The 24,738-nt window shown below is 62.6% G+C and carries 21 protein-coding genes; 7 read left to right on the forward strand and 14 right to left on the reverse strand.

Annotation, left to right across the window (positions count from 1 at the left end; all coding sequences use genetic code 11):
* Positions 1-502: 502 nt before the first annotated feature.
* The 4 genes from FFS45_RS06920 to FFS45_RS06935 form a co-directional block, all read right to left on the reverse strand.
* On the reverse strand, positions 503-3,622 hold the full coding sequence (locus FFS45_RS06920; RefSeq protein ID WP_171029591.1) for a hybrid sensor histidine kinase/response regulator: 3,120 nt from the start codon (positions 3,620-3,622) through the stop codon (positions 503-505).
* 185 nt (positions 3,623-3,807) lie between these two features.
* Positions 3,808-4,485, reverse strand: a complete 678-nt coding sequence (locus FFS45_RS06925) for a response regulator transcription factor (RefSeq protein ID WP_137953957.1) — start codon at positions 4,483-4,485, stop codon at positions 3,808-3,810.
* Between the two features lie 194 nt (positions 4,486-4,679).
* Positions 4,680-5,192, reverse strand: a complete 513-nt coding sequence (locus FFS45_RS06930; RefSeq protein ID WP_137953958.1) for a hypothetical protein — start codon at positions 5,190-5,192, stop codon at positions 4,680-4,682.
* A gap of 139 nt (positions 5,193-5,331) precedes the next feature.
* Positions 5,332-5,688, reverse strand: a complete 357-nt coding sequence (locus tag FFS45_RS06935) for a hypothetical protein (RefSeq protein ID WP_137953959.1) — start codon at positions 5,686-5,688, stop codon at positions 5,332-5,334.
* A gap of 75 nt (positions 5,689-5,763) precedes the next feature.
* Here FFS45_RS06935 and FFS45_RS06940 point away from each other — a divergent pair, with 75 nt between their 5' ends.
* The 4 genes from FFS45_RS06940 to FFS45_RS06955 all read left to right on the forward strand — a co-directional run bounded on the left by FFS45_RS06940 (position 5,764) and on the right by FFS45_RS06955 (position 11,710).
* The gene (locus FFS45_RS06940; RefSeq protein WP_137953960.1) at positions 5,764-8,634 is read left to right on the forward strand and encodes an ATP-binding protein; all 2,871 of its coding nucleotides are present in this window, start codon (positions 5,764-5,766) and stop codon (positions 8,632-8,634) included.
* 141 nt (positions 8,635-8,775) lie between these two features.
* Positions 8,776-9,948 (forward strand): CaiB/BaiF CoA-transferase family protein, encoded by a 1,173-nt coding sequence (locus tag FFS45_RS06945; protein ID WP_137953961.1) that lies wholly within the window; start codon positions 8,776-8,778, stop codon positions 9,946-9,948.
* Between the two features lie 57 nt (positions 9,949-10,005).
* Complete coding sequence (locus FFS45_RS06950) at positions 10,006-10,755, forward strand: electron transfer flavoprotein subunit beta/FixA family protein (RefSeq protein ID WP_137953962.1); 750 nt, start codon at positions 10,006-10,008, stop codon at positions 10,753-10,755.
* A gap of 10 nt (positions 10,756-10,765) precedes the next feature.
* A complete protein-coding gene (locus FFS45_RS06955) occupies positions 10,766-11,710 on the forward strand; it encodes an FAD-binding protein (RefSeq protein ID WP_137953963.1) in 945 nt (314 codons plus the stop codon).
* A 94-nt stretch (positions 11,711-11,804) separates the two neighbouring features.
* Here FFS45_RS06955 and FFS45_RS06960 read toward each other — a convergent pair whose 3' ends face one another.
* The 3 genes from FFS45_RS06960 to FFS45_RS06970 form a co-directional block, all read right to left on the reverse strand.
* A complete protein-coding gene (locus tag FFS45_RS06960) occupies positions 11,805-13,226 on the reverse strand; it encodes an aldehyde dehydrogenase family protein (RefSeq protein WP_137953964.1) in 1,422 nt (473 codons plus the stop codon).
* Between the two features lie 40 nt (positions 13,227-13,266).
* A complete protein-coding gene (locus tag FFS45_RS06965) occupies positions 13,267-14,181 on the reverse strand; it encodes a TauD/TfdA family dioxygenase (RefSeq protein ID WP_137953965.1) in 915 nt (304 codons plus the stop codon).
* Between the two features lie 96 nt (positions 14,182-14,277).
* A complete protein-coding gene (locus tag FFS45_RS06970) occupies positions 14,278-15,594 on the reverse strand; it encodes an MFS transporter (RefSeq protein ID WP_137953966.1) in 1,317 nt (438 codons plus the stop codon).
* Between the two features lie 344 nt (positions 15,595-15,938).
* On the opposite strand from FFS45_RS06970, the gene FFS45_RS06975 reads away from it, so the two are divergent.
* Positions 15,939-16,178, forward strand: a complete 240-nt coding sequence (locus tag FFS45_RS06975) for a hypothetical protein (protein ID WP_137953967.1) — start codon at positions 15,939-15,941, stop codon at positions 16,176-16,178.
* A 126-nt stretch (positions 16,179-16,304) separates the two neighbouring features.
* Here the strand turns inward: FFS45_RS06975 and yfcF are convergent, their stop codons facing one another.
* From yfcF to FFS45_RS07000, 5 genes are all read right to left on the reverse strand, one after another.
* The gene (gene yfcF / locus FFS45_RS06980; protein ID WP_137953968.1) at positions 16,305-16,937 is read right to left on the reverse strand and encodes a glutathione transferase; all 633 of its coding nucleotides are present in this window, start codon (positions 16,935-16,937) and stop codon (positions 16,305-16,307) included.
* A gap of 21 nt (positions 16,938-16,958) precedes the next feature.
* Positions 16,959-17,465, reverse strand: coding sequence for a M48 family metallopeptidase (locus tag FFS45_RS06985; RefSeq protein ID WP_137953969.1), 507 nt, complete (start codon positions 17,463-17,465; stop codon positions 16,959-16,961).
* A 166-nt stretch (positions 17,466-17,631) separates the two neighbouring features.
* Positions 17,632-19,572: an AI-2E family transporter gene (locus tag FFS45_RS06990; protein WP_137953970.1), complete on the reverse strand. Its 1,941-nt coding sequence runs from the start codon at positions 19,570-19,572 to the stop codon at positions 17,632-17,634.
* A gap of 124 nt (positions 19,573-19,696) precedes the next feature.
* Positions 19,697-20,320, reverse strand: a complete 624-nt coding sequence (locus FFS45_RS06995) for a glutathione S-transferase (protein ID WP_137953971.1) — start codon at positions 20,318-20,320, stop codon at positions 19,697-19,699.
* Positions 20,321-20,427: 107 nt separating this feature from the next.
* Positions 20,428-20,658, reverse strand: coding sequence for a hypothetical protein (locus tag FFS45_RS07000; RefSeq protein WP_137953972.1), 231 nt, complete (start codon positions 20,656-20,658; stop codon positions 20,428-20,430).
* Positions 20,659-20,949: 291 nt separating this feature from the next.
* On the opposite strand from FFS45_RS07000, the gene FFS45_RS07005 reads away from it, so the two are divergent.
* Together FFS45_RS07005 and FFS45_RS07010 are read left to right on the forward strand one after the other, a co-directional pair.
* The gene (locus FFS45_RS07005; RefSeq protein WP_137953973.1) at positions 20,950-21,339 is read left to right on the forward strand and encodes an RT0821/Lpp0805 family surface protein; all 390 of its coding nucleotides are present in this window, start codon (positions 20,950-20,952) and stop codon (positions 21,337-21,339) included.
* 20 nt (positions 21,340-21,359) lie between these two features.
* A complete protein-coding gene (locus tag FFS45_RS07010) occupies positions 21,360-21,821 on the forward strand; it encodes an NUDIX hydrolase (RefSeq protein ID WP_137953974.1) in 462 nt (153 codons plus the stop codon).
* Between the two features lie 61 nt (positions 21,822-21,882).
* On the opposite strand, the gene FFS45_RS07015 is transcribed toward FFS45_RS07010, so the two are convergent.
* Entirely contained in the window at positions 21,883-22,818 is a 936-nt protein-coding gene (locus FFS45_RS07015) for a transporter substrate-binding domain-containing protein (protein WP_137953975.1), read from the reverse strand.
* 110 nt (positions 22,819-22,928) lie between these two features.
* Positions 22,929-24,638: a glutamine--tRNA ligase/YqeY domain fusion protein gene (locus tag FFS45_RS07020; RefSeq protein ID WP_137953976.1), complete on the reverse strand. Its 1,710-nt coding sequence runs from the start codon at positions 24,636-24,638 to the stop codon at positions 22,929-22,931.
* Positions 24,639-24,738: the final 100 nt, after the last annotated feature.

Consider the following 24,738-nt stretch of genomic DNA (forward strand, 5'->3'; position numbering starts at 1 on the left):
AGGCAATCGCTTTCCGTGATATCTTGATGCAGCAATGTTTCCTTGGACTTTGCAGTTCGGGCAGCCGGGTGCGTGGCTATATAACACTCCATATAATCGTGCGGTGGGCACGAAACAGGGTGTAATGAGCGCGACGTTAATCCATATGTCCGTTCTTTAGCACGATTGAATGCTAGCAAACGACTGAAGAAAATTCAAGATTTGGCGTGGGAGTTCTCGAATTCAAAATAATGAGCCGGTTTGTTTCGTTTTCATATCCTGATGTGCCTGGCTCTGTGGTGAGAATTCATTTCGTCAAATAGATTTGATATTCTTTTCTGAAATTAACAGTTGATTAACGTGAGCGACCGGGCTATCCATGGCGGGTTGTCGTTCCGCGATCGATCAATTCTGCTGGATTGCACTGCCGGAATCTCCGGGTTTCGTCGCGGTGTCCGAGGCGCGCGTTTGCGGCGCCAATGCGCCGGCAATTCCGCATGAGGTTTGTGCCACGCTCGACGGACTATACCGTGCCGCGGCGTCTTTCGATCGACTGCGCATGCATTTCGCGCATTTTCGTCAGACCGTCTCCAATTGAGAGGGCGAGTTCTTCAATGTCTTCGCACCAACCGGGAGAGGCGACGATCAGCGAACGCAATTCCTGGCATTCTTCGAAGAGCATGGAGGGGCCCAGCACAGACAGTCCGCCGGATACACCGTGCGCCCATTTCCTCAGTCCTTCCATGTCCCGGGCCTCCAGCACATCACGCAAGCCCGCCAGGTCACGATCGGCCTGCTGAACGAAGATTTGCGCAAAACTCGCCGGCAACGCGGGAAAGCACGGAATTTCGACCTCGGACTCCGCCGGCTCGTTAGATGTATTGTCGCGGTTTGCAGCGGCGTCCAGAACGCCGGCAAGCGTGACGAGCGGGACCGGCTTGCTAAGGTAGTCGGTAAAGCCTTGCGCGCGGCCCTTGGCGATATCCTCCGCGCTGGCGCTTGCACTGACCGCATACACAGGCATTGATGGATAGGAAACGCGAATGGCCTGTAGTAATTCACTGCCATTCATGACCGGCATGTCGATATCTGTCAAAACAACGTCGACCTGATCTTTTTCCAGCATCCTGAGGGCTTCTTCCCCGTGCGCTGCTTCGACGACTCCGGCGCCGAGCGTGCGCAACTGATCGCGTAACAAACCGCGATTGAGCAGATTGTCTTCCGCAATGAGTACGTTTAGCTGGCCGAAGGTTTTGCCCGACGCCGATGACCGTATTGGCTGAGGGGGCGTTATCTGGCCGGGTTGGGAGCGGAGCATCTGGATGGCTGACCTGATCCCGGAGGGGCTGAATACGCTCACTTCGATGTCGCCGTTTTGGCGCATGACCGGAAGAAGCGGCCCGTCTTGCCTGACCCATATTTTCTGGTTGTGCCCGGGCCAAAGGGAGCTGACTTCCTGAGATGAAAATTCGTCTGTCACGAGCAGGTAATCGTATTGCTCGGGGCGGATCGGCTCACGAATGTCTGTCAGCAGGCTTGCAGTGCTGTCCTGCGGATCGAACAGGCCGGTGAGCCATTCGCGGTATGCACTTGCCCTGCAAAGAATGGCCGGATGAGCGCCGGGCATAGCCCAGGTATGCAGCCCCTCGCTTGCGCGCAACGGCAAGGTGACGGTAATGCGCGTGCCGACCCCGCGCGTGCTTTCTACTTCGATGCGTCCGTTCATCAGCGTGCAGAGCCTGAGGCAGATCGAAAGTCCAAGTCCGGTGCCACGGGTATCGGTCAGCCGGTGATCGGCTCCTTGTGTGAAAGGCTGAAACAGGCGTCTTTTGAGGTCATCGGAGATACCTACGCCAGAGTCGGTCACGCTGAGCTCCAGGTGGGAGCCGCTCCACCGGGCACGTACGATGATCTTGCCCGAGTGCGTAAATTTGAAGGCATTGCCGAGCAAATTGTTGAGAATCTGCGAGACCCTGATTGGATCGAACAGCATGGTCGACGGACACCCCGGCTCTATGACGAGGTAAAGCCGCAGCGCCTGCCGGTTGGCGAGCGGTGCATAGCCGGCAACAATGCGAACCAGAAGCTCAGGAACGGAATGCCATTCCTCGTCGAGTCGCATTTCGCCAATATCGATCTTCGAGAAATCGAGCACGTCATTGACCACTTGCAGCAGGCCCGTTGCCGAGACCTGCATTGCATGAACGCGTGCTTCCTGCTCAGGGGCCAAGGGTCCCAACGCGACGAGTTCGAGATTGCCGACGAGCGAGGCGAGTGGCGTGCGCAACTCATGGCTCATCGACGCGAAGAAGCCGACCTTGGCTCTCGCGGATGCTTCGCTGGTTTGCTGGGCTTCGCGCAACAAACGTTCTGCTTCACGACGGTCGGTGACATCGGCAATTGCGCAAAACAGCACCTCTTCGCGGTTAAGCACGGCGGGCGCGCAAGTGATCTCGAGATGCAGGGGCGGGGAGTCTTCGCGTTTCAGTGAAAATTGCAATTGGGCGATCCTCTCCTGGCCGTCTCGCGCTTCGTTACCGACGTTGAGCGCCGCGAACTCGGCGCGAAGGGCCGCAGGCAGCTGGGTGGCGCTTTCGTCAAGTCCCAGCATGGCGCGTACGATCTGATTGGCGACCACAATGTCGAAGCTTTTTCTGCGCACGATACACAAGCCCACCGGGGTCGCGTGAACCATTAAATGGTTCAGCATTTCTCCTTCTACGGCACGGGAAGCCTGCGCGTAGGTGCGAGTGAGAAACTGACGGTTCCAGTAGCGGTACATGGCCAGCAGCATGACAATCAGCGATAACGTGGCTGCGGCGATCAGAATCAGCTCGCCGCGCATCATGTACAACTGCTTGTCCAACGGGAGCGCAACGATAATGTGGCCAAAGCCAAGCACCAGCGGGGGCAGGCGCAAACCCCAGCCGTAGCCCTGAATCCACACAAAGCGTCCGTCCTGCGTTTCGGCGAGACGCGCATTCACGCGATACGCCTCGGCGGGCGAGAGCTCTCCTGCCACGAGATCGCCTTGTTCGTCCAGCAGCGCCGGTGTGGATGCGAGTTCACTGACTGCAGCCTGCTGCAGCAACTCGTTCGGGCTTACGCTCGTGAAGGCGATTGCGTACGGCTGGCCGTTGCTGGTGACAAGCGAAGCTTCGAGCACGAGCTCCGAATCGAACCCTATGCCAGGAGGGGGCTGAAGCCAGATTGCCTGGCGTGTCCTCGCGGCGACCAGCGGGTCTAGCCCGAGTGCGGCCATACGGCCCAGCGTGGCTTGCGCGAGGCGGGCAGCTGCGTCAGACGGAATGGGCGCCTCGCCAGCCTTTGAGTGCGCAAGAAGCCGATAGCCGTACGCTGCGCTGCCGTCGGCGAGCACGAACTGGACGGGCGGCGGGTCGCCGGCCCGCGCGAGAAGTCGCACGGTTTCGTTGCAGACGGCACGTAGTGACGCCTGCGCGGGCGACGACGGATAGGCCGGATTGCATGCCTGCGAAGCGGGTGGAACGGGTGCAAGAGGCAAGGAGGACGACGCGAGTGGCCCACCTTGAGCGCTCATTTCAAGGAGCAGATGGGCCGTTGTCAACACGTTCTGACTTTGAACCAAGGCGGCGTTGACATGCGTGTCGAGCGAAGGCGCCACGCGTTGTTCGTGCCGCAACGTGCTGGCAAGGAGACTCACAGCAGTCACGGCGGCCGCGCACACCGCCGTGAAAATCAGCAGTGCGATGACCATGGCGAAAACACGTCGTTCGCGCTTCAGATTCGTTTCCAGCGTCAGCAGTACTTGCAACGGTGGTTCGTTGGGCGCGTGAGGCTTGTGAGCCATCAGGACAATCCTTGCTCGGTAGCGTACCGCAGCAAATCCGCATTGGTCTCTATGTGGAGTTTGCGCATGGCGGCGCGCTTTTGGGTGGCCACGGTCGGAACCGATCGGTTGAGCCCTTTCGCAATCTCGGTCAACGACAGGCCAAGGGAGAAGAGGCGGACAACTTCGAGTTCCCGTGGAGAGAGCGGCTGGGTGCGCCGGAAATCTGCGCTTGTCGTGCCGGTATTGGCGAGGCGTACCTTGATTCCGGGGGACAGGATGGTCTGCCTGTCACTGATATGCTTCTCTTCTAGCGCGCGCAGACAGATTTCTCCCAGTATGCTCGCCTTTTCGTCCTTGCCCACCAGCCCGCTTACTCCGAGCCTGCACATCTGGTGGAGAATGCCGCCATTGGTCAGCATCGTGAATACGATGACGGGAACACCGGGGTGCAAGCGCTTCAGGCGCTGAATGAGGCGCAGGCCGTCTTCGTCGGCCTCGCTTTGATGCATCACGAAGTCGGTGATGATCAGGTCAAAGGCATCCTTGGCGAGAATGTCGAGAAGTTCCGCGCCCGAGTGGGCGGTGGCGTGGATGCTGAAGCCCGGCACTGCCTCGATGACTTCCGCAATGGCAAGGAGAACTACAGGGTGATCGTCCGCAATAACAATCCGGATATTGCGCGCTGAATTTCTCATGTTTAGGACCAGTCCCAGTCGTGTAGTTCCATGAGCGAATATACGTGCGAGACAGGACAACGCGGCATACCGGTGGCGGTGGCCAGGACACCGGCCGGACCGCCTTGACGCAAATATTGTAGGCGCAAACCTTTGGGCTCGCCTACAGGGCGCGTGGTGCGCGGCGTGAGCCGTCCGTGGCGCAATCCCGCGTTTTATTGCTCTGGCGTCGCCGGTGGTGCCCCCGTCTCGGGGGCTGACTTCTCGCGCAAGGCGAGTTCCCGCAGGAAGCCGTTTGCCCCACAGTCCGTTTTGAAGCAGTCCACCTTGAACAGGTTGTCGCTGTGCTGGCAGGCGCTGCAATCGACGGTGCGCATCTCGTTCATGCGGAGGGGTACGGGTTGGGTTCGTGCCTCGGCCGCCGCGCCTGTCGGCAATGGCGGGCTGGCGGTTTGCCGCTGGCTCCGGCTCGGGTCGGGGCGGCCGCTGCGACCGCTGGCGAGCCAGAACATTGCAGTGGCGGCCGACATCGAAAGGACGAGTGTCGCGCCCGCCAAAGCGAGCCACGCGCTGACACTTTCCAGATACCAAAGACTGAAAAGCAGCGAAAAGAACAAGGTGAAGAAAGCGGGCACAGCAAGAAGTGCTGCCCGGCTCCCCTTGCGACATACGATGCCTGCCCTGTCCTCAGCGAAGCATTGGCTGTGTCGGGGGGGTAAAGCGAACATGGTGGGTGCCTTATTGGTTACATCTGGAGCGAAGAACCAACCTTGTCGGTCTTCTCAACAACGAGCGCCGGCTCATGGCAGGGCGCGCGGCGAACCAGTTGTAAATTCGGTACACGAACCGGTTCGGGAGCGTGCCGCATCAGCATCCGGAATCCATCGAGTCGAAACCGAAGGACGCTTCGCGGCAAATCTCGGCGAGGCTTAAATTTAAGACAATGAGTTGAGCGCGGATATCGAAGAAATTCGAGAATGTGCCGGCAACCAGAAAAATCTTTTCGCGCCGCGCTTGCGAATCGCAATGGACCACCAAGGCTGTTCGCGGTCGCGAGGGCACACCTTTCGCGGCCTGCCAGGCGTCGGTTGCCCGATTGTCAATTTCAGTAAATTTCGTGCTACCGATACGCCGTATCGGTTTGAGAAATAATGAAGCCTGGCGTGCCGGATTGCGCAACAAAGCAGCGGACTTGCGTGCACCCTTTGCGTTCGCAAACTTCACTGATATGCACCCGCGCCGGCAAGCGGTTATCCTGTCTTCGACGAAATATGAACAACGGCGAATGGAGTGACGGAGATGACGGCTGGCGTCGGTTTTCCATTAGCTCTGTGTCTGCTTATCGCCTGTTTGCTGATGATGCTGAGCCGCGAGCGGCGTCGCCGGGTTCGGGCTGAACAGGAACGGGCCCTTGAACGGGATTTCCACGCAAGCTTGCTGGATATGCTGCCGTTTCCGGTCAGTCTCGGCGATGAGCAGGACCGCTACATTCACGTCAACGCGGCCATGGGGCGCTTGTTCGGCCTTGCTCCGGAGCAGATGCTAGGCAGGACGCAGCAGGAGTGCCTGAGCATCTCAGCGAGCAAAGGCTCTCTGGTCCCTGATACTGGGAGCCTGCGCCAGCGCAACGCGCAGTACGGCGGGATTCGCATTGACTTCACTGGCTCGGACGGGGTCGTGCACAACGGATTGCACTGGCACCAGCCGTTCGCAGGGCGGCCGGGCCGCAACGGTGGGGTGATTGGCGCCGTCATCGATATCACCGATGCAATCGAGGCGCAGCGGCAGGCACAGGAGGCGAGAAGCAGGCTCGACGAGGTCACCCGCAGTCTCCCCGCGATTGTCTTTCAGATGCATCAGGCTGCAGACGGGACACTGCATTACCCCTATCTGGGCGGGAACCTTGGAATGTTGCCGGACGCCACGTTGGCATTGCTCGGACCGGAACATACGCGGATCGATGAGTACATCTGCAAAGATGATGTCCATGCGGTGACCTCTGCAATCGCCGAGTCCGCGCGTACCCTGCAGCCGCTTGCAGCAGAATTTCGCCTGAGCAATTCGGATGGGCACTGGCTGCGGGTCCACGCGGTGCCGCGCCATGAGACGGACGGTAGTGTCCTGTGGAATGGCTACTGGATCGACGTCACGGACGAACGGAGAAGACGGGACGAACTTGCCGCGGCGCGCGACGAGGCCGAGGCAGCCGGCCTTGCCAAGGAGCGTTTTCTTGCCTTGATGAGCCACGAAATTCGAACGCCGATGAGCGGTGTGCTAGGCCTGATAGAGATTCTCGCGCAGGATGACCTGCATGGCAGGCAGATGGCGACGGTCGGCATGATCCACGACTCGGCGAAAGCGCTCCTGCAGATTCTTGACGATATTCTCGATTATTCAAAGATTCAGGCCGGCAAGCTGCACATCGAAGACGAGCCGTTCGATCTCCGCGACGTCTGCGATCTGACCTTGGGGCTTCTGGCCAACAAGGCACACGGCAAGGGGCTCGTGTTGCGCTGCGCGATTGGGGCGGATGTTGCGGCCCGGTTGCGGGGAGATGGCGCGCGTCTGCGCCAGATACTGCTCAACATTGTCGGTAACGCGATCAAGTTCACGCAGCGCGGATCGGTGTCCCTGGCTGCGCGTGTCGAGGCGGATTTCGGCGATCGCCAGAGCGTCGCCATTTCGATCCGCGATACGGGCATCGGAATCGATGCAGACGCCGCGCGCACGCTCTTCTCGCCATTCGTCCAGGCCGATACGTCGACCGCCAGCCGTTTTGGCGGAACGGGACTGGGCCTTGCGATTTGCCGTGCCCTGGCGACCCGGATGGGCGGCACGCTCGAGCTGGCCAGCGAACCGGGTCAAGGTACGACGGTGACTCTTTGCCTGACCCTGGCGGTTGAGAGCCGCGAACCGGAAGATCGTCTCCTCGCGGGTGTGCGTGCGGCCGTGCTGATGCCCGAAGCGTCGCCGGTTCGAGATGTGCGCGATGGACTACTGGCATTGGGTATTCATCCACTGATGGCAGATCCGGCGAACGAGCGCGAGCTCGCCAATGCGTGCGACATCGCGCTGCTTGAGGAAGGCGCGTTCTGGCCACCTTTGTTGCGCAACGTCCCATCTGTTTGCGTTACGGAACGGCCAATCGCCACCGGCTACGAGCTAAGGAACGAGCACGTGTCCGTTAGCATCAATCCGCTTTCCGTACGCGCACTACGCTTCGCCTGCCGGGCTGCGTTGGGCCATCCGGCGCATGATGGCCGCACCGGCGATGCGGTGCAAGGCCAATCCGCCGGAGCGCTGCGCACACCTGAGCAGGCAGAGGCCGATCAAGCGCTCGTTCTCGTAGCCGAAGACAATTTGATCAACCGGACCCTGATCGAGGGGCAGTTGCAGGCATTGGGCTGTACATGTGTCGCAGTCGCAGACGGCATGCAGGCTTTGGCGGCGTACAGAAAAAATCAATACGCAATCCTGATTACTGATTTCAATATGCCGGGAATGGACGGATACGGTCTGGCGCAGGCAATCCGCGGCATCGAACGTACGGACGCTGGCCGGGGCCACTTGCCGATTGTCGGAGTCACCGCCGGCACGCAAGAGGCGGAGTATCGCCGCGGACTTGATGCGGGCATGGACGACTGGCTACGCAAGCCCGTGCAACTGGAAACGTTGGGGTCGTGCCTGAAGAAGTGGGCGCCTGGTTGCCTGCCAGTTGATACGAGGGCTGCCGCGCTTGGCGCGGGAGCCGGAGCCGACCCGCGCCGCGATCATGCGCCAGAGCGGGCCCACGCCACTGCTGGCGAATTGCCGCGGCTCGATGTGGCGACGCTCAGAGGCATGGCCGGTTCGGAAGAAGCCCTTCATAACATGCTCACGGCTTTCACAGAAAGCGTTGCTGGTGAAATCGGTGAGCTACGTGTTCTGCTTGACGCTGGGAACACGGAGGCGCTGCGGCGCTGGACCCACAAGATGACAGGCTCGGCGCTGGCGTTGCAATACGAGCCGCTTCTCTCGGCTCTGTCTGAGTTCAGGACGGTGCTCACGGAGGACCAAAGGCCAGCCGTTCAGCAGGCAGGGGAGGGGTTGATCGAGAGGCTCGATAGCATCGCCCATGTCATGGCGCAGTCAATCAGTTGGCATCTCGCGCCCGACAACCGAGCGCGCTGACTCACTTGCCCCCCGCTGTGGGTGGTCTCCTTTCCAGCCGGCTTTGGCTCAATACAAGGCGACGGCGTTCGCGCAAGGCGGCGCCGGAAAATACGACGCGCTGCCCGTTGCGCCAGCGCCGAACCATTGGAGAGGTCGGACATGGGGGTTCTGAGCGGCATACGCGTGCTGGAATTCGAAGCAATCGGGCCGGGACCGTTCGGCGCCATGTTGCTGGCGGATATGGGCGCTGACGTCATGCGGGTCGATCGCCCGCTGGCAGCGGACGATCTTGGCCCGAAGACGAACGGGCAGCGCGTGGATGTGACGGGGCGTGGAAGGCGCTCCGTGACGCTTGATCTAAAGCATCCTGGAGCAGCTGAAGCCGCGCTGGAGTTGATGGCGCGCGCCGACGTCGTAATCGAAGGCTTTCGGCCCGGCACGATGGAGCGGCTTGGCCTCGCACCGGAGGCCGCCTTCGCACGCAACCCTCGCCTCGTCTACGGTCGTATGACTGGCTGGGGGCAGACGGGGCCGCTCGCCGCATGTGCCGGGCACGATCTGAATTACGTGGCCTTGTCGGGTGTCCTTTCCGGTATTGGCCGGGCCGGCGCGGCGCCGGTGCCACCGTTGAATCTGGTCGGCGATTATGGCGGGGGCGGCATGCTCCTCGCGCTAGGCGTGCTCGCGGCCTTGCTGAACGTGCAGCGCGGTGGACCCGGCCAGGTCGTCGACGCGGCGATGATCGAGGGCGCGGCGCAACTGGGGGCGGTGGTGTGGGGTCTGCTCGCCTCAGGCAACTGGCGCGAACAGCGCGAGAGCAACCTGCTCGACGGCGGTACACCCTGGTACGACAGCTACCGTACCCGCGACGGTCAATACATGGCAGTGGCCGCGGTCGAGGGGCGCTTTTACGCGGAATTGCTCGAGAAACTCGGCCTCACGAGTGCGGGTTTGCCGAAGCAGCACGACCGCAGCGGCTGGCCTGTTATTCGCGAACGCTTTGCTGCCGTTTTCCTGACTCGTACACGCGACGAGTGGTGTGCGGTTTTCGAAGGCAGCGACGCCTGCGTGGCGCCCGTGCTCGGTTTTTCCGAAGCGCCTCGTCATCCGCATCATCGCGCACGCGGCAGCTTTGTCGAGGTGTCCGGTGTCGTGCAACCCGCGCCGGCGCCGCGCTTCTCGGCAACTCCATCGTCAGTTCGGAGTGCCGCGCCGCAGCGTGGCGAGCACGGCCTGGCCGCGCTGCGGGACTGGGGCTTTGACGAGGCAGCCGTTGCGAAGCTGCGTGAGCGTGGTCTAGGTTACCTGCCTTCGACTGCAGACCCGATCTAGCGGGATCTGACAAAATCAGCTACAGCCAAACCACGGCAAAACGACAGGAGACAGGACGTGAAGATAATGGTTGCGGTCAAACGCGTGGTTGACTTTAACGTGAAGGTTCGCGTCAAGTCTGACGGCACCGGCATGGATCTCGCGAACGTCAAGATGAGCATTAACCCGTTCGACGAAATCGCCGTTGAGGAAGCGGTGCGTCTGAAGGAGAAGGGCGCGGCGAGCGAAGTGATCGCGGTGTCCTGTGGCACTGCGGCATGTCAGGAGACGTTGCGCGCCGCACTGGCAATCGGCGCGGACCGCGCTATCCTGGTTCAAACCGAAGCCGAACTGCAACCGCTCGCAGTGGCAAAACTCCTCAAGGCGCTGATGGACAGGGAAGCGCCGCAACTCGTCATTCTCGGCAAGCAGGCGATCGACAACGACTGCAACCAGACTGGGCAGATGCTGGCCGCGCTGGTGGGTCGCCCGCAGGCAACCTTCGCCAGCAAGCTCGAACCCGGTGACGGCACTCTGGAGGTTACACGCGAGATTGACGGTGGCCTCGAGACGATCCGGCTGGTACTACCCGCAATCGTCACCACGGATCTGCGCCTGAACGAGCCGCGCTATGCGACGTTGCCCAACATCATGAAAGCGAAGAAAAAGCCGCTTGATACGTTCACGCCCGAACAACTGGGTGTGGACGTCGCGCCGCGCCTCATTACACTCGGTACCGCCGAGCCCGCCAGACGCGACAGCGGCGTGAAAGTGCCCGATGTGGCGACACTCGTCGCCAGGCTGAAGAACGAAGCCAAAGTGATCTGAGGAGACAGCAATGACTACACCTGTTCATGCATTGGTGGTGGCGGAGCACGACCATGTCTCCATCAGGAGCGCGACCCTCGCCGCTGTCACCGCGGCACGGCAATGTGGCGGCGACGTGCATGTCCTGATCGCCGGGCACAACGCCGGCGGTGCGGCGCAGGCCGCTGCGCGAGTCGCCGGCGTCTCGCGCGTGCTGCTCGCGGATGCGGCACAACTTGCCCATGGTCTCGCGGAGAATCTTGCCGCGCAGGTACTGGCGCTCACACGGGGGTACACTCATATCGTGTTCCCGGCAACCAGCATGGGCAAGAACGTCGCGCCGCGCGTAGCCGCAATGCTGGATGTGGCACAGGTCTCGGATCTCGTTCGGGTCGTCGCTGCGGACACGTTCGAGCGGCCCATCTATGCGGGCAATGCCGTCGTCACGGTGCGGAGCCAAGACCCTGTGAAAGTGCTGACGGTGCGTGTCACCGGGTTCGAGAGCGCATTGGCCGAGGGCGGGGCGGCGGACATCGAAAAGGTGGCCACTGTTGCGGATAGCGGCTTGTCGACGTTCGTCGAGCGCGTGATTGCGAAGAGCGAGCGGCCCGAGCTCGGCGACGCCCGGATCGTGGTCAGCGGTGGACGGGCGCTTGGCAGCAGCGACAGGTTCTCCGAGGTGCTCACTCCGCTCGCCGACAAGCTCGGTGCAGCATTGGGCGCGAGCCGCGCGGCAGTGGATGCAGGCTTCGCTCCCAACGACTGGCAGGTCGGGCAGACGGGCAAGATCGTTGCGCCACAACTGTACGTCGCCTGCGGTATTTCGGGCGCGATTCAACATCTGGCCGGCATGAAGGATTCCAAGGTGATCGTGGCAATCAACAAGGATCCGGAGGCGCCTATCTTCAGTATTGCTGACTACGGGCTCGAGGCTGATCTCTTTACCGCCGTCCCGGAACTGGTGAAGGCTATCTGAGGCCAGCTGCTACAGCATAAAGCCTCATTTGCATGTGGCGGTGGGTTTGCGAACGGGGTGGCCCGCGACGGGCGTCGCGGGCCTTCGCCTTGCATCAACCGGTCACCGATTTGCATTCCAGAAATTCAGCGAGACCTTCGACACCATACTCCCGCCCATTGCCCGAGGCCTTATAGCCACCAAAGGGCACGGTGATATCGAGCATCGCGCCATTGATTCGCACCGAGCCAACCCGCAAGCGTGCCGCTATCCTGCGGGCCCGCTCGGGGTTGCTCGAAGCGATATAGCCGGCTAGACCGTATTCGGTGTCGTTAGCGATCGCGATGGCGTGTTCTTCGCTGTCGTACGCGATCATGACCAGCACCGGCCCGAAAATTTCCTCACGGGCAATCGCCATGTTGTTGCTCACGTCGGCGAAGATCGTCGGTCTTGCATAGAAACCACGTTCGAGTCCCGCGGGGCGGCCCGGGCCACCGGCCACCACGCGCGCGCCCTCCTCGATGCCGAGGCGGATCATGCGCTGTACCTTCTCATACTGATTGCGGTTGGAGATAGGCCCCATCCTGGTCGCCGGATCGGCCGGGTCGCCTACGACTACCGCATTGGCAACCTGTGCGGCAATGGCCACCGCCTCCTCGTAGCAACTCCTTGGCACCAGCATCCGCGTGGGCGCTACGCAGGTCTGCCCCGAGTTGGCCATGCACTGCGCCACGCCGCTCGCCACTGCTGCTTGCAGATCGGTGTCATCGAGAATCAGCAACGGCGATTTGCCACCCAGTTCCTGAGCGACCCGCTTGACGGTGGGTGCGGCGGCTGTGGCCACGGCCACGCCGGCGCGCGTCGAACCGGTGATCGACACCATGTCCACGCCGCGATGCGAGGCGAGCGCTTCGCCGACGATCTGTCCTTCGCCATAGATCATGTTGAACACGCCGGCTGGGGTACCCGCCTCGTGCATGATTTCAGCAAAGATATAAGCGTCCAGCGGGGCAATCTCCGATGGCTTGAGCACCACCGTACAGCCCGCCGCGAGCGCGGGCGCCACCTTGGCGGCAATCTGGTTCAACGGCCAGTTCCACGGCGTGATCAAAGCGGCTACACCGATCGCTTCGCGCCGCACATAGCTCTTGCCGTGCGTGCTCTCGAATTCGAAATGGCGCAAGGTTTCGAGTGAGGCCTGCAGTTGCGCCAGCCCGATTGGCGCCTGCAGCGCCTTGCACAGCGAGACGGGTGCACCGATCTCGTCACGCACCGCCTCGGCGAGTTCGTCGAGCCGTGCGCGGTATCGTTCGATCACGCGTTCGAGCAGCGCGATGCGCTCTTCGCGGCTCGACTCTGACCATGCCGGAAAAGCGGCCCGCGCGGCGCCGACCGCGCGGTCTACATCGGCCGCCGTGCCCATGGCCAGTTTGCCGGCGGGCGTCTCGGTGACGGGATCGATCCTGTCCATCAGCGTGCTGCCGGAGCACGGTTCGACCCATTGGCCGTTGATATAAAAAGCGTTCAGCATTTTCATGGTGTTCCTCCCGGGTTTGCCCCGCGTATGGATTGCGGACTCAGACCGGACGATCGCCGATCACGGTGGCGCGCATCATATGGCGCGCGGCCGGGAAGTAGTCCTGTACAGCGTAGTGCTGGCACGAACGGTTATCCCAGAAGGCGATCGTGTTCGGTTCCCATTTCAGCCGCACCTGGTACTCCGGCGCCTGAGCCTGACGGAACAGGTATTGCAGCAGTTCCATTTCCGCCAGCTTGTAGTCGAAGCCGATGCGGTATTGCTGCACGGTCTTGTGCCCGTAGTTCGCCAGATACGTGGTGAATGCCTCATTGACGTAAAGGATCTTTTCGCCCGTCTCAGGATGAGTGCGCACAACCGGATGAACGGCAGGCGGGAATTTCTCGCGCATCGCATCGTGCTGGTCTTCCGGAATGACGATGCCGAAGAGCGGCAGGAAATCGTGGACCGCCTTGAGACCTTCGAGCCTCGCTTTCATCTCGTCGGGCAGATTGGCATAAGCCTCCACCATATTGATCCAGATCGTGTCGCCGCCCACTTCGGGGCACTGCACGCAGCGCAGCATCGATCCCATCGAGGGAATCTGGCGCCACGATACGTCGGAGTGGTAAAGATTTTCGCGACCCCGTTTGGCGTCGTTGCGCCCGAGGATCACCAGCTCGGGATGATCTGGATGATGCGGGAAGGTGGGATGCACCTCCAGCTTGCCGAAGCGCTGCGCCACCGCGACATGCTGGGCCGGTGTGATGTCCTGGTCGCGAAAGAAGAGCACCTTGAACTTCAGGAGTGCGCGGCGCAGCGCGAGATAGGTAGCGTTGTCCAGCGGATCGCGCAGATCGATGCCGCTAATCTGCGCGCCGATGCTTGGCGTGCACCGCGTCACCTTGAATGGCCAGCTTTCGGTGTCCGCAGCCATGGTTCGGTTGGGGTCAAAGGCAGTAACAGCAGCTTGCATGTCGTGTCTCCAGTATCGGGGGCCGCCGGCCGGCGCGGCGCACCGTCGTCGCGGCAACTGCATAGGGGTGGCACGCGAGAGCGTGCCGGCAATCGCTCACGCCGCGGCCGCAGCCGCCGGACGGTTCAGGGTTCGGTGTGAGCGTTCGGGATGCAGCCAGCGTAGTCCGACGAGCGCGGCGACGAGCAACAGCACAGCACCGGTGGCGAATCCGAGTTCGTAGACATGGCCTATGCCGCTTCCATTGGCCTGCACGATGCGGCCCATCACGGTTGGTGCGATCGCCGCGCCGAGACTGGCGAGCGCCGTATGAATTCCGACAATCGCGCCGCGCTGACCGTCCGGCACGACTTCGCCAAGCATCGCCGGGGCGAGCGTGAAGCACAGCGTGGGCAGCGCGCAGGCGATGGCGAATAGCGCCGCCTTATGGATCGCAGCCAGATGAAGCATCGGCAGCGCCAGCAGCATCGCGCCGCCCACGAGCACGGTGACGCATACCAGTTGGGCACGCGCTTGCCGGGTCGACGCACCGCGTTCGAGCATCCGCTGGGACACCCAGCTCAACCCGACGTTGACAGGCGCCGCAACCCCGATCACCGCCGCGAACCCGCGGCCGGCGTCGATGTTGCTGAAGCCGAGTCCCTTCTCAAGATAAGTGGGCAGCCAGGCGAGGTTTTGCCCCAGCATCCAGTAGGCCGCGAAACCCAGCAGGAACACGGACAGCACGGAGCGGTCGGTGAGAATCTTGCGGTAAGGCAGCCGCTCGGGCCGAGTGGGGAAGCCGCTCGCAGCGCCGGCATGGCACGCAGCGTAGCGGCTTTGCTGTGCGCCAAGGTTGCCTTCGCGTCCGAAGTACAGCCAGATCCCGCTCCATACCGTGCCTACCGCGCCCAGTATGAAGAAATTCATCCGCCAGCCCCACTTGTGGGTGATTAGCGGAATCAGCAGGCCGGCGAGCAGTAGACCGAGCACCGCCCCCTGGTTGATGATTGCAACAGGCAGGCTGCGTTTGTGGTTGGGGAACCACTTGTAGAGCGCGTGCACCGAAACTGGAAAAGACGGCCCCTCGGCCGCCCCGAGGATGACGCGGCACACGAGCAGCGCCATCACATTCGTGGCGAGCGCCTGCGGCACCTGCACCGCCGCCCAGCAGACACTCATCGCAAGCAGCAGGACCCGTGTGGGGACGCGGTTCGAGAGAAAGCCAATGACAATGGTCGAAGTGGAGAACAGCCAGAAAAAGCTGCCGGCCACAAATCCGAACTGGGCGGCGGACAGATGCATCTCGGCCATCAACGGCACGGCCACCATGCCGAATACCACCTTGTCGAGGAAGTTGATGGTGGCGAGGCCCGTGAGCAACAGGGCCAGGGTCCAGGCTGACTTCGGTTGGAATCCGGACGAATCAGTCATGGGCGGTCTCATTGATAAGCGCTTGCCAACACGGGCTCCACTTTCTCATTGCGTCTCCTTGACACTCTTTTGCGTAACCGGCGCCTCGCATCGTTGCGAAGTCCGGTTGCTGGTGTCACGGTAAAGGGCAAGGGTGCCGTGGGAACCACCCGCAACAGGTAGGCCAGGGAAACCTCTGTGCGTGTGTTCGGCGCAGCCGGGCAAGCGGCGGCCCAGGCAAGCGGCGGCGCCGCATGGCGGGGCGTGAGCCGCGTAGCGTGTTTGCCTTACGGTGCCTTCCGTAAGCTCAAGCTTGCAATGGCATCGACGTTATCCCGAGAGTCATCCCACACCCGGAGGCTCATATGTCGGCAGCAACCCTCGATCTGATTGCACAGAAGGTGCGCATCAACCCGATCGTGATTGTGATTGGCAGCGGCGATACGGCGCGGTCCCTGCGATACCGCGGCAAGCATACCGTCCACGCCGTGCTGGGTTTTCTGCGCAGCCAGCGCGAGTCCCGCGCGCTCGTTTATAGCCACAGGATCAATGGGGAGATGCTGTGGATCGATGTCCAGACCGGCGCGTTCTGCAATCTGCATTGAATGCCGGGGAGGCCGGCTGGATGGGGCCAGCCGGTCATTGCGCGGACGGCGCCTCGCGTGGCCGGCCTGTGTCCTGGACTCCAGGCGCACGGACCCAGGTGAGCAGCTCTGCGCGTATGCGAGCCATTACAGCGGTGGCCGCTCGAGCTTGATCCAGCGCTGCACGGACGGCCTTTGCCACTGATGCCGTGCATACCCGGCAAGCCGTTGCGGCACCTCGTCGCCATTGAGCACGAGGCGGTTGAGCATGAGCGCCAGGTCCACATCGGCAATGCACCACTCGCCGAGCAGATTCGCCTCGCCGTGTTCGAGCAGCGCTTCGGCGGCGGCGAACAGCTTGCTGGCCGCGGCGTGTGCCGCCTCTGAGAGGGGCTTGCTGCATGGCCCGTAAAACAGGACCTCGGTGGAGCGTTCCTGGCGGATGGGCATCAGATCGCTGCGCAGCCATGCCTGGACCTGGCGCGCCCGCGCGCGGCGTTGCGGCTCGGCCGGATACAAGCGCGTGCCCGGAAAAAACTCGTCGAGATATTCGCTGATTGCCGATGACTCCGACAACGCGAAGCCGTCATGCACCAGCATCGGCACGCGTTGCGTCAGCGAGGGCGCGGCGAACTCGCGCGCGCGGTTCGCGTTGCGGCCCAGATCGACCGTCGAAAGCTCGAAGGGCACACCCTTTTCCTGCAAGGCCACGAATACCGACATGGCGTAAGGGCTTGCGTATTGCGCATCGGCATAGAGTCGAAGATTCGTCGACGGCATGGCGTTTCCTGGGGTGGGAATTCAGATGGACTGCTCACGGATCAGATCGCGATGCGTCAGATAGAGCCGCAAGTCGAACTCGGTCTGATGATAGCCGGGCTGCATGAATTCGCACAGCCGGTAAAACGCCTTGTTGTGATCGCTCTCTTTCAGATGCGCGAGTTCGTGCACGACGATCATGCGCAGGAACTCGGGGGCCCCTTCCTTGAACAGCGAAGCGATGCGAATCTCTTTCTTCGACTTCAGCCTGCCGCCCTGGACTCGCGAGATGGTCGTGTGCAAGCCTAGCGCGTGCCGCAGCACATCGAGCTTGCTGTCGTAGAGAACCTTGTCGATTGACGGAGCGCTGCGCACATATTCGCGCTTCAGCTCGGCGACGTAATCGTAGAGCGCGCGGTCGGTCTGCACCGCATGCCGGTGCGGGTATTTGTCGGCGAGGTACGCGCCCAGTTGCTGTTCGGCGATCAGCCGGCGAACCTTGTCCTGGAGCGCTGCCGGATAGGCACTAAGGTATTTCAGATGCTGCATGAATGTCGTGCGGCTTCGATGGGCGTTCGGCCTTGTTGTCCGGTGTGGTTCGATGTGGTTCTGGCTGGTTGCTCAGGTGATTGTAAAGGCTGCGGCATGCGAGGCGCGAGCAGGCCCGCTGACCTCAGGCGTGTGCCGCTGTGGCTCCCGGCTTCAGGCGGCGGTCTCAAGCCGCGCCTTGGGCCTGCTCCTGACGCACGGTTACTTGCGTAGCCGCCCGGCATTCCTCGATCAGGCCACGGAACGTGGTAGCGTTGCGCACGCTGCCCGTCGCCGTCTCAGAGGGGCTTCCCGACGGTGCGCCAAAGCCGACGATCACGGTCGGCGCGCCCGCCCGGCCGTCGATCCGGCGCAACAGGTTGCGCAAATACGGTGGCGATTCGGCCGCGTCGAGCGAAACGATGCAGATGACCGGCGAGCTCTCGCCCGGGCTTTGCTGCCCCACATGGGCCTCACGTGCTTCGCTGTGGGCGTTGCGGAACTGTTCATAGGTGGTCGCGACGGTGGCAATCTTCTGCCGCCCGAGCAATTGCACCGCAATTGCCGCGGCTACCGCGTCGAACGCGCCGCGTCCCGAGATGCAGAGCACGCCCGCGGCTTGCGATCTGTCGGCGTTCGTAGCCGTGCCGCCGTAATGCGGTTCGGTACGGCCGTGAGCGTGAGCCGCGTCGGCGGACTCCGGCGTGGCGAGACTGTCCGGAACGCCTTCCACCGTTTCGAGATTCTCGATGATGTCGACCACCGCCTCGTTGAAGCGCGCAAGCTGTTCCGCGGTCAGCACACCGCGCAGCGCGTCGTTACGCGCGAGCCGCAGCCCTTCGAGGGCGACGTGATCATAGTAGTCGAGCACGGACATCTCGCCGAGCAGGCGGTCCGCCTGCACGATCGCCTCGTGTGGATCGTCTGCCAGCAGCCGCTGATAGAAGGTCTGCGCGGGCGTGAGCGCCGGCTGGTCGCCGAGCAGGATCGTGAGAAAGTTGAGGCGGTCCGCATAGCGGCCCAGCGTCACGACGCAGAGCGTCAGCGGCGTGGACAGTACGAGGCCGACCGGGCCCCACAGCCAGCTCCAGAAGATCGCCGCGACCACCACTGCGAGCGGCGAGAGGCCCGAGCGGCGGCCGTACAGGAGCGGCTCGGCCACCTGGCCCGCCACCAGATCGACTACCACAAACAGCACCAGGGTCCACACCGCCATGGTCCATTGCGGCTGAATGGCGGCGGCCAGACACACGGCCAGCAACGCGGCGATCCAGATGCCGATATACGGCACGAAGCGCAACAGCGCGGCTACCACGCCGAACAGCAGGGCGCCCGGCACACCGATGCCGGCGAGGCCGATCGCCAGCACGGCTCCCACGCTCAGGTTCAGCCCGAGCTGCGCGACAAAGTAGCGGCTCAGACGGCTCGCCGCGTCGTTAATGGCGGTGGTGGTGCGATGCAGATCGCGCGAGCCGAACAGGCTGATCAGCCGGTCGCGCAAATCCTCGCGCTGCAACAGGATAAAGATGGTGACGACCAGCACGATGAAGGTCGTCTCCAGCGGTGCGACGGCCGGTGAAAACGCCCGTTGCGCCAGTTGCATCGGAGTGAGAGCCGGTTCGTGGACCTCGACCGGCAGCGGCGCCGGCGGCGCGTTGCGGTTCGCCCTGCTGAAGCTGTGCGGCGGCGCTGGGCGTGACGGCGCGACCCGTTGCAGCGTGAGCGCGGCCCTGCCGAGCAGGATATCGGCGCGGCCGACCGTTTTTTCCTGCACGGTTTCGATCTTGCGTTCAATCGCGACCTGGTATTGCGGCAGATCGGCCGCGAGCTGGACGATTTGCGCCGCGATCAGCGCACCGGCGCCCAGCACGATGGCCAACGCGAAGAACACGGCGATGAAAATGGACGGCAACTGGCCCATCCGCAAGCGCCGCAGCGCCGCCACCAAAGGCGCGAGCAGGAAACTCAGCAGTACGGACAGCGTGATTGGAATCAGGACCGCGCGGCCGAAATACAATCCGCAGACCACGACGACCCCGGTGATCACCGACGCGAGGCCATGCAGGCTGGGCGCGACGGGCGGATACACGCGGTTGGGCCGCCCGTGCGGCGGCAGCGAAACTTTCATGATGGCGGCATTCCGGTTGGCGGGACGCGTGAGCGCTCCCTCAAGACTTCGAGGATACAACTGCGGAGCATAGCAATCCACACGCCCGGGGCGCAGCTTCTGCCGGCTCTGTCATCCCGCGCGCTTACGGCGTGCCGTTGCGGCAATAGGCCAGAAAGCCGGGGCGCGCGGCGAGCCGCTCGAAATAGCCGGAAACCGCGGGAAAGGATGGATGGGCCAGCGGCGTGCTGAACCAGCGGTTGACCGACAGGCCAATCGGGATATCGGCAAGCGTGAACTCAGGCCCCGCGACGAATGCCCCCGTGGCTTCGAGCTGCCGGTTCAGAATGCCGATGTGGCGCGCCCAATTCGCCGAGGACGCTTCGATCGCTTCGGCATCCTGATGGGCGGGCGAATGCCTCACGAGCGCCAGGAACGCGTAGCTCCATGCGCGGTTCAGTTCGGCGATCTGCCAGTCGATCCACTGATCGATGCGCGCTCGCGCGAGCGGCTCGGCTGGATAGAGGTGCGCGCCGCCATAGCGCGAGGCCAGATAACGGATGATCGAGTTGGATTCCCACAGCACGAAGCCGCCGTCCTTGATGACCGGCACGGTGGCATTGGGATTGAGCGCGAGAAATTCGTCAGTTGCGGTTGACCTGAAGCCGGCGCCCCAGTCTTCCTGTTCGAACGGCAATTGCAATTCGGCGCAAGTCCAAAGCACCTTGCGAACGTTGATCGACGTGATCTTGCCAAGTATTTGCAGCATGCACACTCCGGGTCGTGGCGGGCTGCGTCATTCTAAAGGGGCGAGGCGAGGGCCAACAGATACAGTTGGCTGGCGGGAGGGCGGAACGGCCCGGGAGAGCGTGTCGATCAGCCTTTGATCAACAGATAACAACCGCCCGCCAGCAGCACAAACGACGCGACCAGCGTGGCGCTGCCCATGCGCGTCAGCAGGCTCGGCCATGCCGGCCGGGGCAGCGCCTCGATCTGGACGATGCTGTGCACCGGCGCCGGGTCGCGGCGGATGAAGAAAGGCACCAGTGCGATGCAGAACAGCGCGAGCACAATAGAAAATGCCTTGAGAGCGAATGAGAATTCCATGACAGCAGCGAAGTATGGCGCGCGAGGAGGTTTCGCGCTGAACAGCCGATCTTATGAATTCGCCGCTGCTGAGACTATCGGACGAGTCCGAAAACCGCCCTGAGAGGGGCGGCATGTGCTGAAGCGCCGGGTTGTGGCTAGCGGAGCGGACCGGCGCCGCTGCATGAAAACGACCCCCTGGCGATGTCCTGACTCACTCGCGCAAGGACCTCATGCTATGCTTTTCAGGTCCAGATCATGAGCCTCGACCGCTCTGTGATCGCCCGAACGATCTACCGAGGAGAATACTCAATGTCGACGCGAACCCGTGCCCTGTTTCACGCGACCGTGGGCGGACTGCTGCTGACGGCCTCCGTTGGCGCTTATGCAGCGAATCTCGGCTTCCTCGGCGATACGCCGATCAGCTACATGAAGCAGCGCGACATCGACTCGGTGAAGACGGCCGTACTCAGCGCGCTCGACGCCAAACAGGACGGCGAGTCCGCCAGCTGGGTGAACGAAGGCACCGGCAATTCAGTGCGCATCGAGGCCAGCATCACGCCGCAGGGCACGGCGAAGGACGGCGATCGCACCTGCCGCGACGTCGCCGTGGTCCTCAACGCGAAGGGGCAGTCCATGTCACTGCGCCCGCAGTTCTGCCGCGACGCCAGCGGCCCATGGCAACTCCAGAAGAAGCATTGAGCAGCCACACGAGGCGCGCGATGAGTGCCGCGGCCAGCGCGCGCGTCGTGTCCTGCGGTGTCGTGCTGCTCGACCCGGACGGGCGCGTGTTGCTTGCGCATGCCACCGAGACATCCCACTGGGATATTCCAAAGGGGCACGGCGAGGAGGGCGAGTCCCCGCACGTCACGGCGTTGCGCGAGATGGTCGAAGAGACCGGCCTTGTGATTGCCGCCGGGCGTCTGAAGGATCTGGGCCTGTTCGTGTACCGGCGCGACAAGGACCTGCACCTGTTCGCCGCGCGGGCCCATGCGGGTGAACTCGACTTGTCGCAATGCGTTTGCGCGTCGATGTTCCCGCGCCGCTCGGACGGCAAGCTGATTCCCGAAATGGACGCTTACCGCTGGACCGCGCCACAGGACGTCGAACACTACGCGAGCCGCAGCCTGACACGTCTGTTCGAGACGACCTTGTCGCTGGCGGAGTTGCATCGCAGCTTGTGAGCGTGCACGCAGCCGCGTCGGGCGGGCGCGCAATACGGCGCGCCGTGTGGCCGGGTGTGATTCAGTCGAGCATGTGATCGTTCGGATGGGCGAACAACGCACGCATTGCCGCCGACAGCGGGAAATTCAGATTGATCCCGTGGGGCGGAATCGGCTGCGTAAACCACACGTTATAGAGACGCTCCGCCTCCCCGGAGGTCTGCATCCGTTCGATCACGCCGTTCGCCAGCTCGACCAGCTGCGGGTCGCCTTTGCGGAACATGCAGGCATAGACCTCGTAGGCAAGCGGTGTACCCGTCACCACGAAGTCATCGGGGTGCGGGTCGGCTGCCTTGAGGCCATACATGATCGGCTCGTCCATCACGAAGGCCGCGGCGCGGCCGTCCTTGAGCGCGGAAAAGGCATCTGGATGATCGCGCACGCTGACGATGCGCATGTTGAGGTGTTTCTCGCTATTCATCTGCCGCAGCAGGCGCTCGTCCGTGGTGCCCGCGGTCGTCACTACGGTTTTGCCGGCCAGATCCGGAAAATCCGCGATGCCGCTGCCGCGACGCACGATCATGCGCACCGAATACTGGAAGAAGCTGTCAGAGAAGGCCGCTTCGCTTTCGCGTTCGTGCGTGTGCGCGGTCGAGCTGCATTCCAGATCGATCTGGTTGTTCTGCAGCATCAGGATGCGGTTCGACGAGGTGATGGTGACTTCGCGCACCTTGAGCTCGGGTCGCGCGAGTGTTTTTTTGATCTGTTCGACGATGGCAAGGGCGATGGCCTGCGAATAGCCCACCGTGCCCTGGCCGTCGAAGTAGGAGAAGGGCGTGGATGCTGCGCGCACGCCGAGCACGACTACGCCGTCGTCCTGGATCTTCTTGAGCGTGCCGGTGAATTCCTGCTCCTGAGCTTGCGCGGAGAACGCGAAGCACGCAGCGGCCAGCGCGGCCAGCAAAGTGCGTCTGCGTGACGTGCGTCTGCATGACGAATAGCGGGCTGCAAACCTCATCGTTCCTCCGGAAACGGTGCGCACACCGTCACACACGATTTACCGCGATGCAAACGAACAGGCAGGACACCTCAGGCATGCTCAATGCCCGAGGTGTCCGGTCGACATGCTTAGGCCGGCTTGCCCCAACTGTCGCGCAGACTCACGATGCGGTTGAAGACAGGCTTGCCCGGCTTCGAATCGACGCGATCGGCGACGAAGTAGCCGTGCCGCTCGAACTGATAGCGCTGCTCCGGCAGCGCGTCGCGCGCGCCCGGTTCCAGGTAGGCCTGGACGACCCGCTTCGAATCGGGGTTGAGCGCTTCGAGGTAGTCGCGCCCGCCCGCGTCCGGCTGCGGTTCCTTGAACAGACGGTCGTAAATACGCACTTCGGCCGGGCAGGCGCCCACGGCGCTGACCCAGTGGATGTTGCCCTTGACCTTGTAGTTGTTCGCGCCTTCGGTGCCCGACTTGCTGTCCGGGAAGTAATTGCAGTGGACGGCGATCACGTTGCCGTTCTCGTCCTTGTCCGCACCGGTGCATTCGATCACGTAGCCGTAACGCAGGCGCACCTTGTTGCCCGGGAACAGGCGGAAGTAGCCCTTGGGTGGCGTTTCGTTGTAGTCGTCACGCTCGATCCACAGCTCGCGCGAGATCGGGAAGAGGCGCGTGCCGTGTTCCGGATGATGCGGATGCACCGGCGCATTGCATTCTTCGGTGACGCCTTCCGGGAAGTTGTCGATGATCAGCTTGAGCGGGTCGAGCACGGCCGCCGTGCGCGGCGCTTTGGCGTCGAGATCGTCGCGCAGCGCGCCTTCGAACACGCTCATGTCGATCCACGAGTCGACCTTGGTCACGCCGATGCGCTCGCAGAACAACTGGATCGCTTCCGGCGTGAAGCCGCGGCGGCGCACGCCGACGATGGTCGGCATGCGCGGGTCGTCCCAGCCGTCCACGTGGCCTTCGTTGACGAGCTGCAGCAGCTTGCGCTTGCTGGTGATCGCATACGTCAGGTTCAGGCGCGAAAACTCGATTTGCTGCGGCAGCGGGCGGGTAAAGATGCCGGCTTCGGCCAGCTCGTTCAGGATCCAGTCGTAGAGCGGCCGGTGGTCTTCGAACTCCAGCGTGCACAGCGAATGCGTGATGTTTTCCAGCGCGTCCGAGATGCAGTGCGTGTAGTCGTACATCGGGTACACGCACCATGTGTCGCCGGTGCGGTAGTGATGGGCGAAACGGATCCGGTAGATGACCGGGTCGCGCATGTTGAAGTTCGGCGACGCCATGTCGATCTTCGCGCGCAGGACGTGCTCGCCTTCCTTGAACTCGCCCGCCTTCATGCGGCGGAACAGGTCGAGGTTCTCCGCGACCGAGCGCTCGCGGAACGGCGAGGGCGTGCCCACCTCGGTAGCCGAGCCGCGATTGGCGCGCATTTCCTCGGCCGACTGGCTGTCCACGTAGGCCTTGCCGCGCTGGATCAGCAGTTCGGCGAACTCATAAAGCTTGTCGTAATAGTCGCTGGCGAAGTAGAGGTGCTCGTTGCCGTCCTTCTTCCACTCGAAGCCGAGCCATTGCACCGCGTCGATAATCGATTCGACGTACTCGAAGCTTTCCTTTTCCGGATTGGTATCGTCGAAACGCAGGTGGCAGATGCCGCCGTAGCTGCCCGCCACACCGAAGTTCAGGCAGATGCTCTTGGCGTGACCGATGTGCAGATAACCGTTCGGTTCGGGCGGGAAGCGCGTTTCCACGCGCTGGCCCCACTTTCCTGAGCGGTTGTCTTCGTCAATGATGTTGCGGATGAAATTGGATGCCGCTGGCGCGTCGTTGCGTTCGGTATTCATGCGAGATGGAGAAGGTCGGTCGTGGGCGCGCAGTGCGCTCGCTTATCTGTCGATTCTACCTGACGACCACTCTTCCGGCAGACCGAGTGCGGCTTCCAGC

It is taken from the genome of Burkholderia sp. 4M9327F10 (assembly GCF_005503145.1).
In the GTDB taxonomy this organism is placed as follows: Bacteria; Pseudomonadota; Gammaproteobacteria; order Burkholderiales; family Burkholderiaceae; genus Paraburkholderia.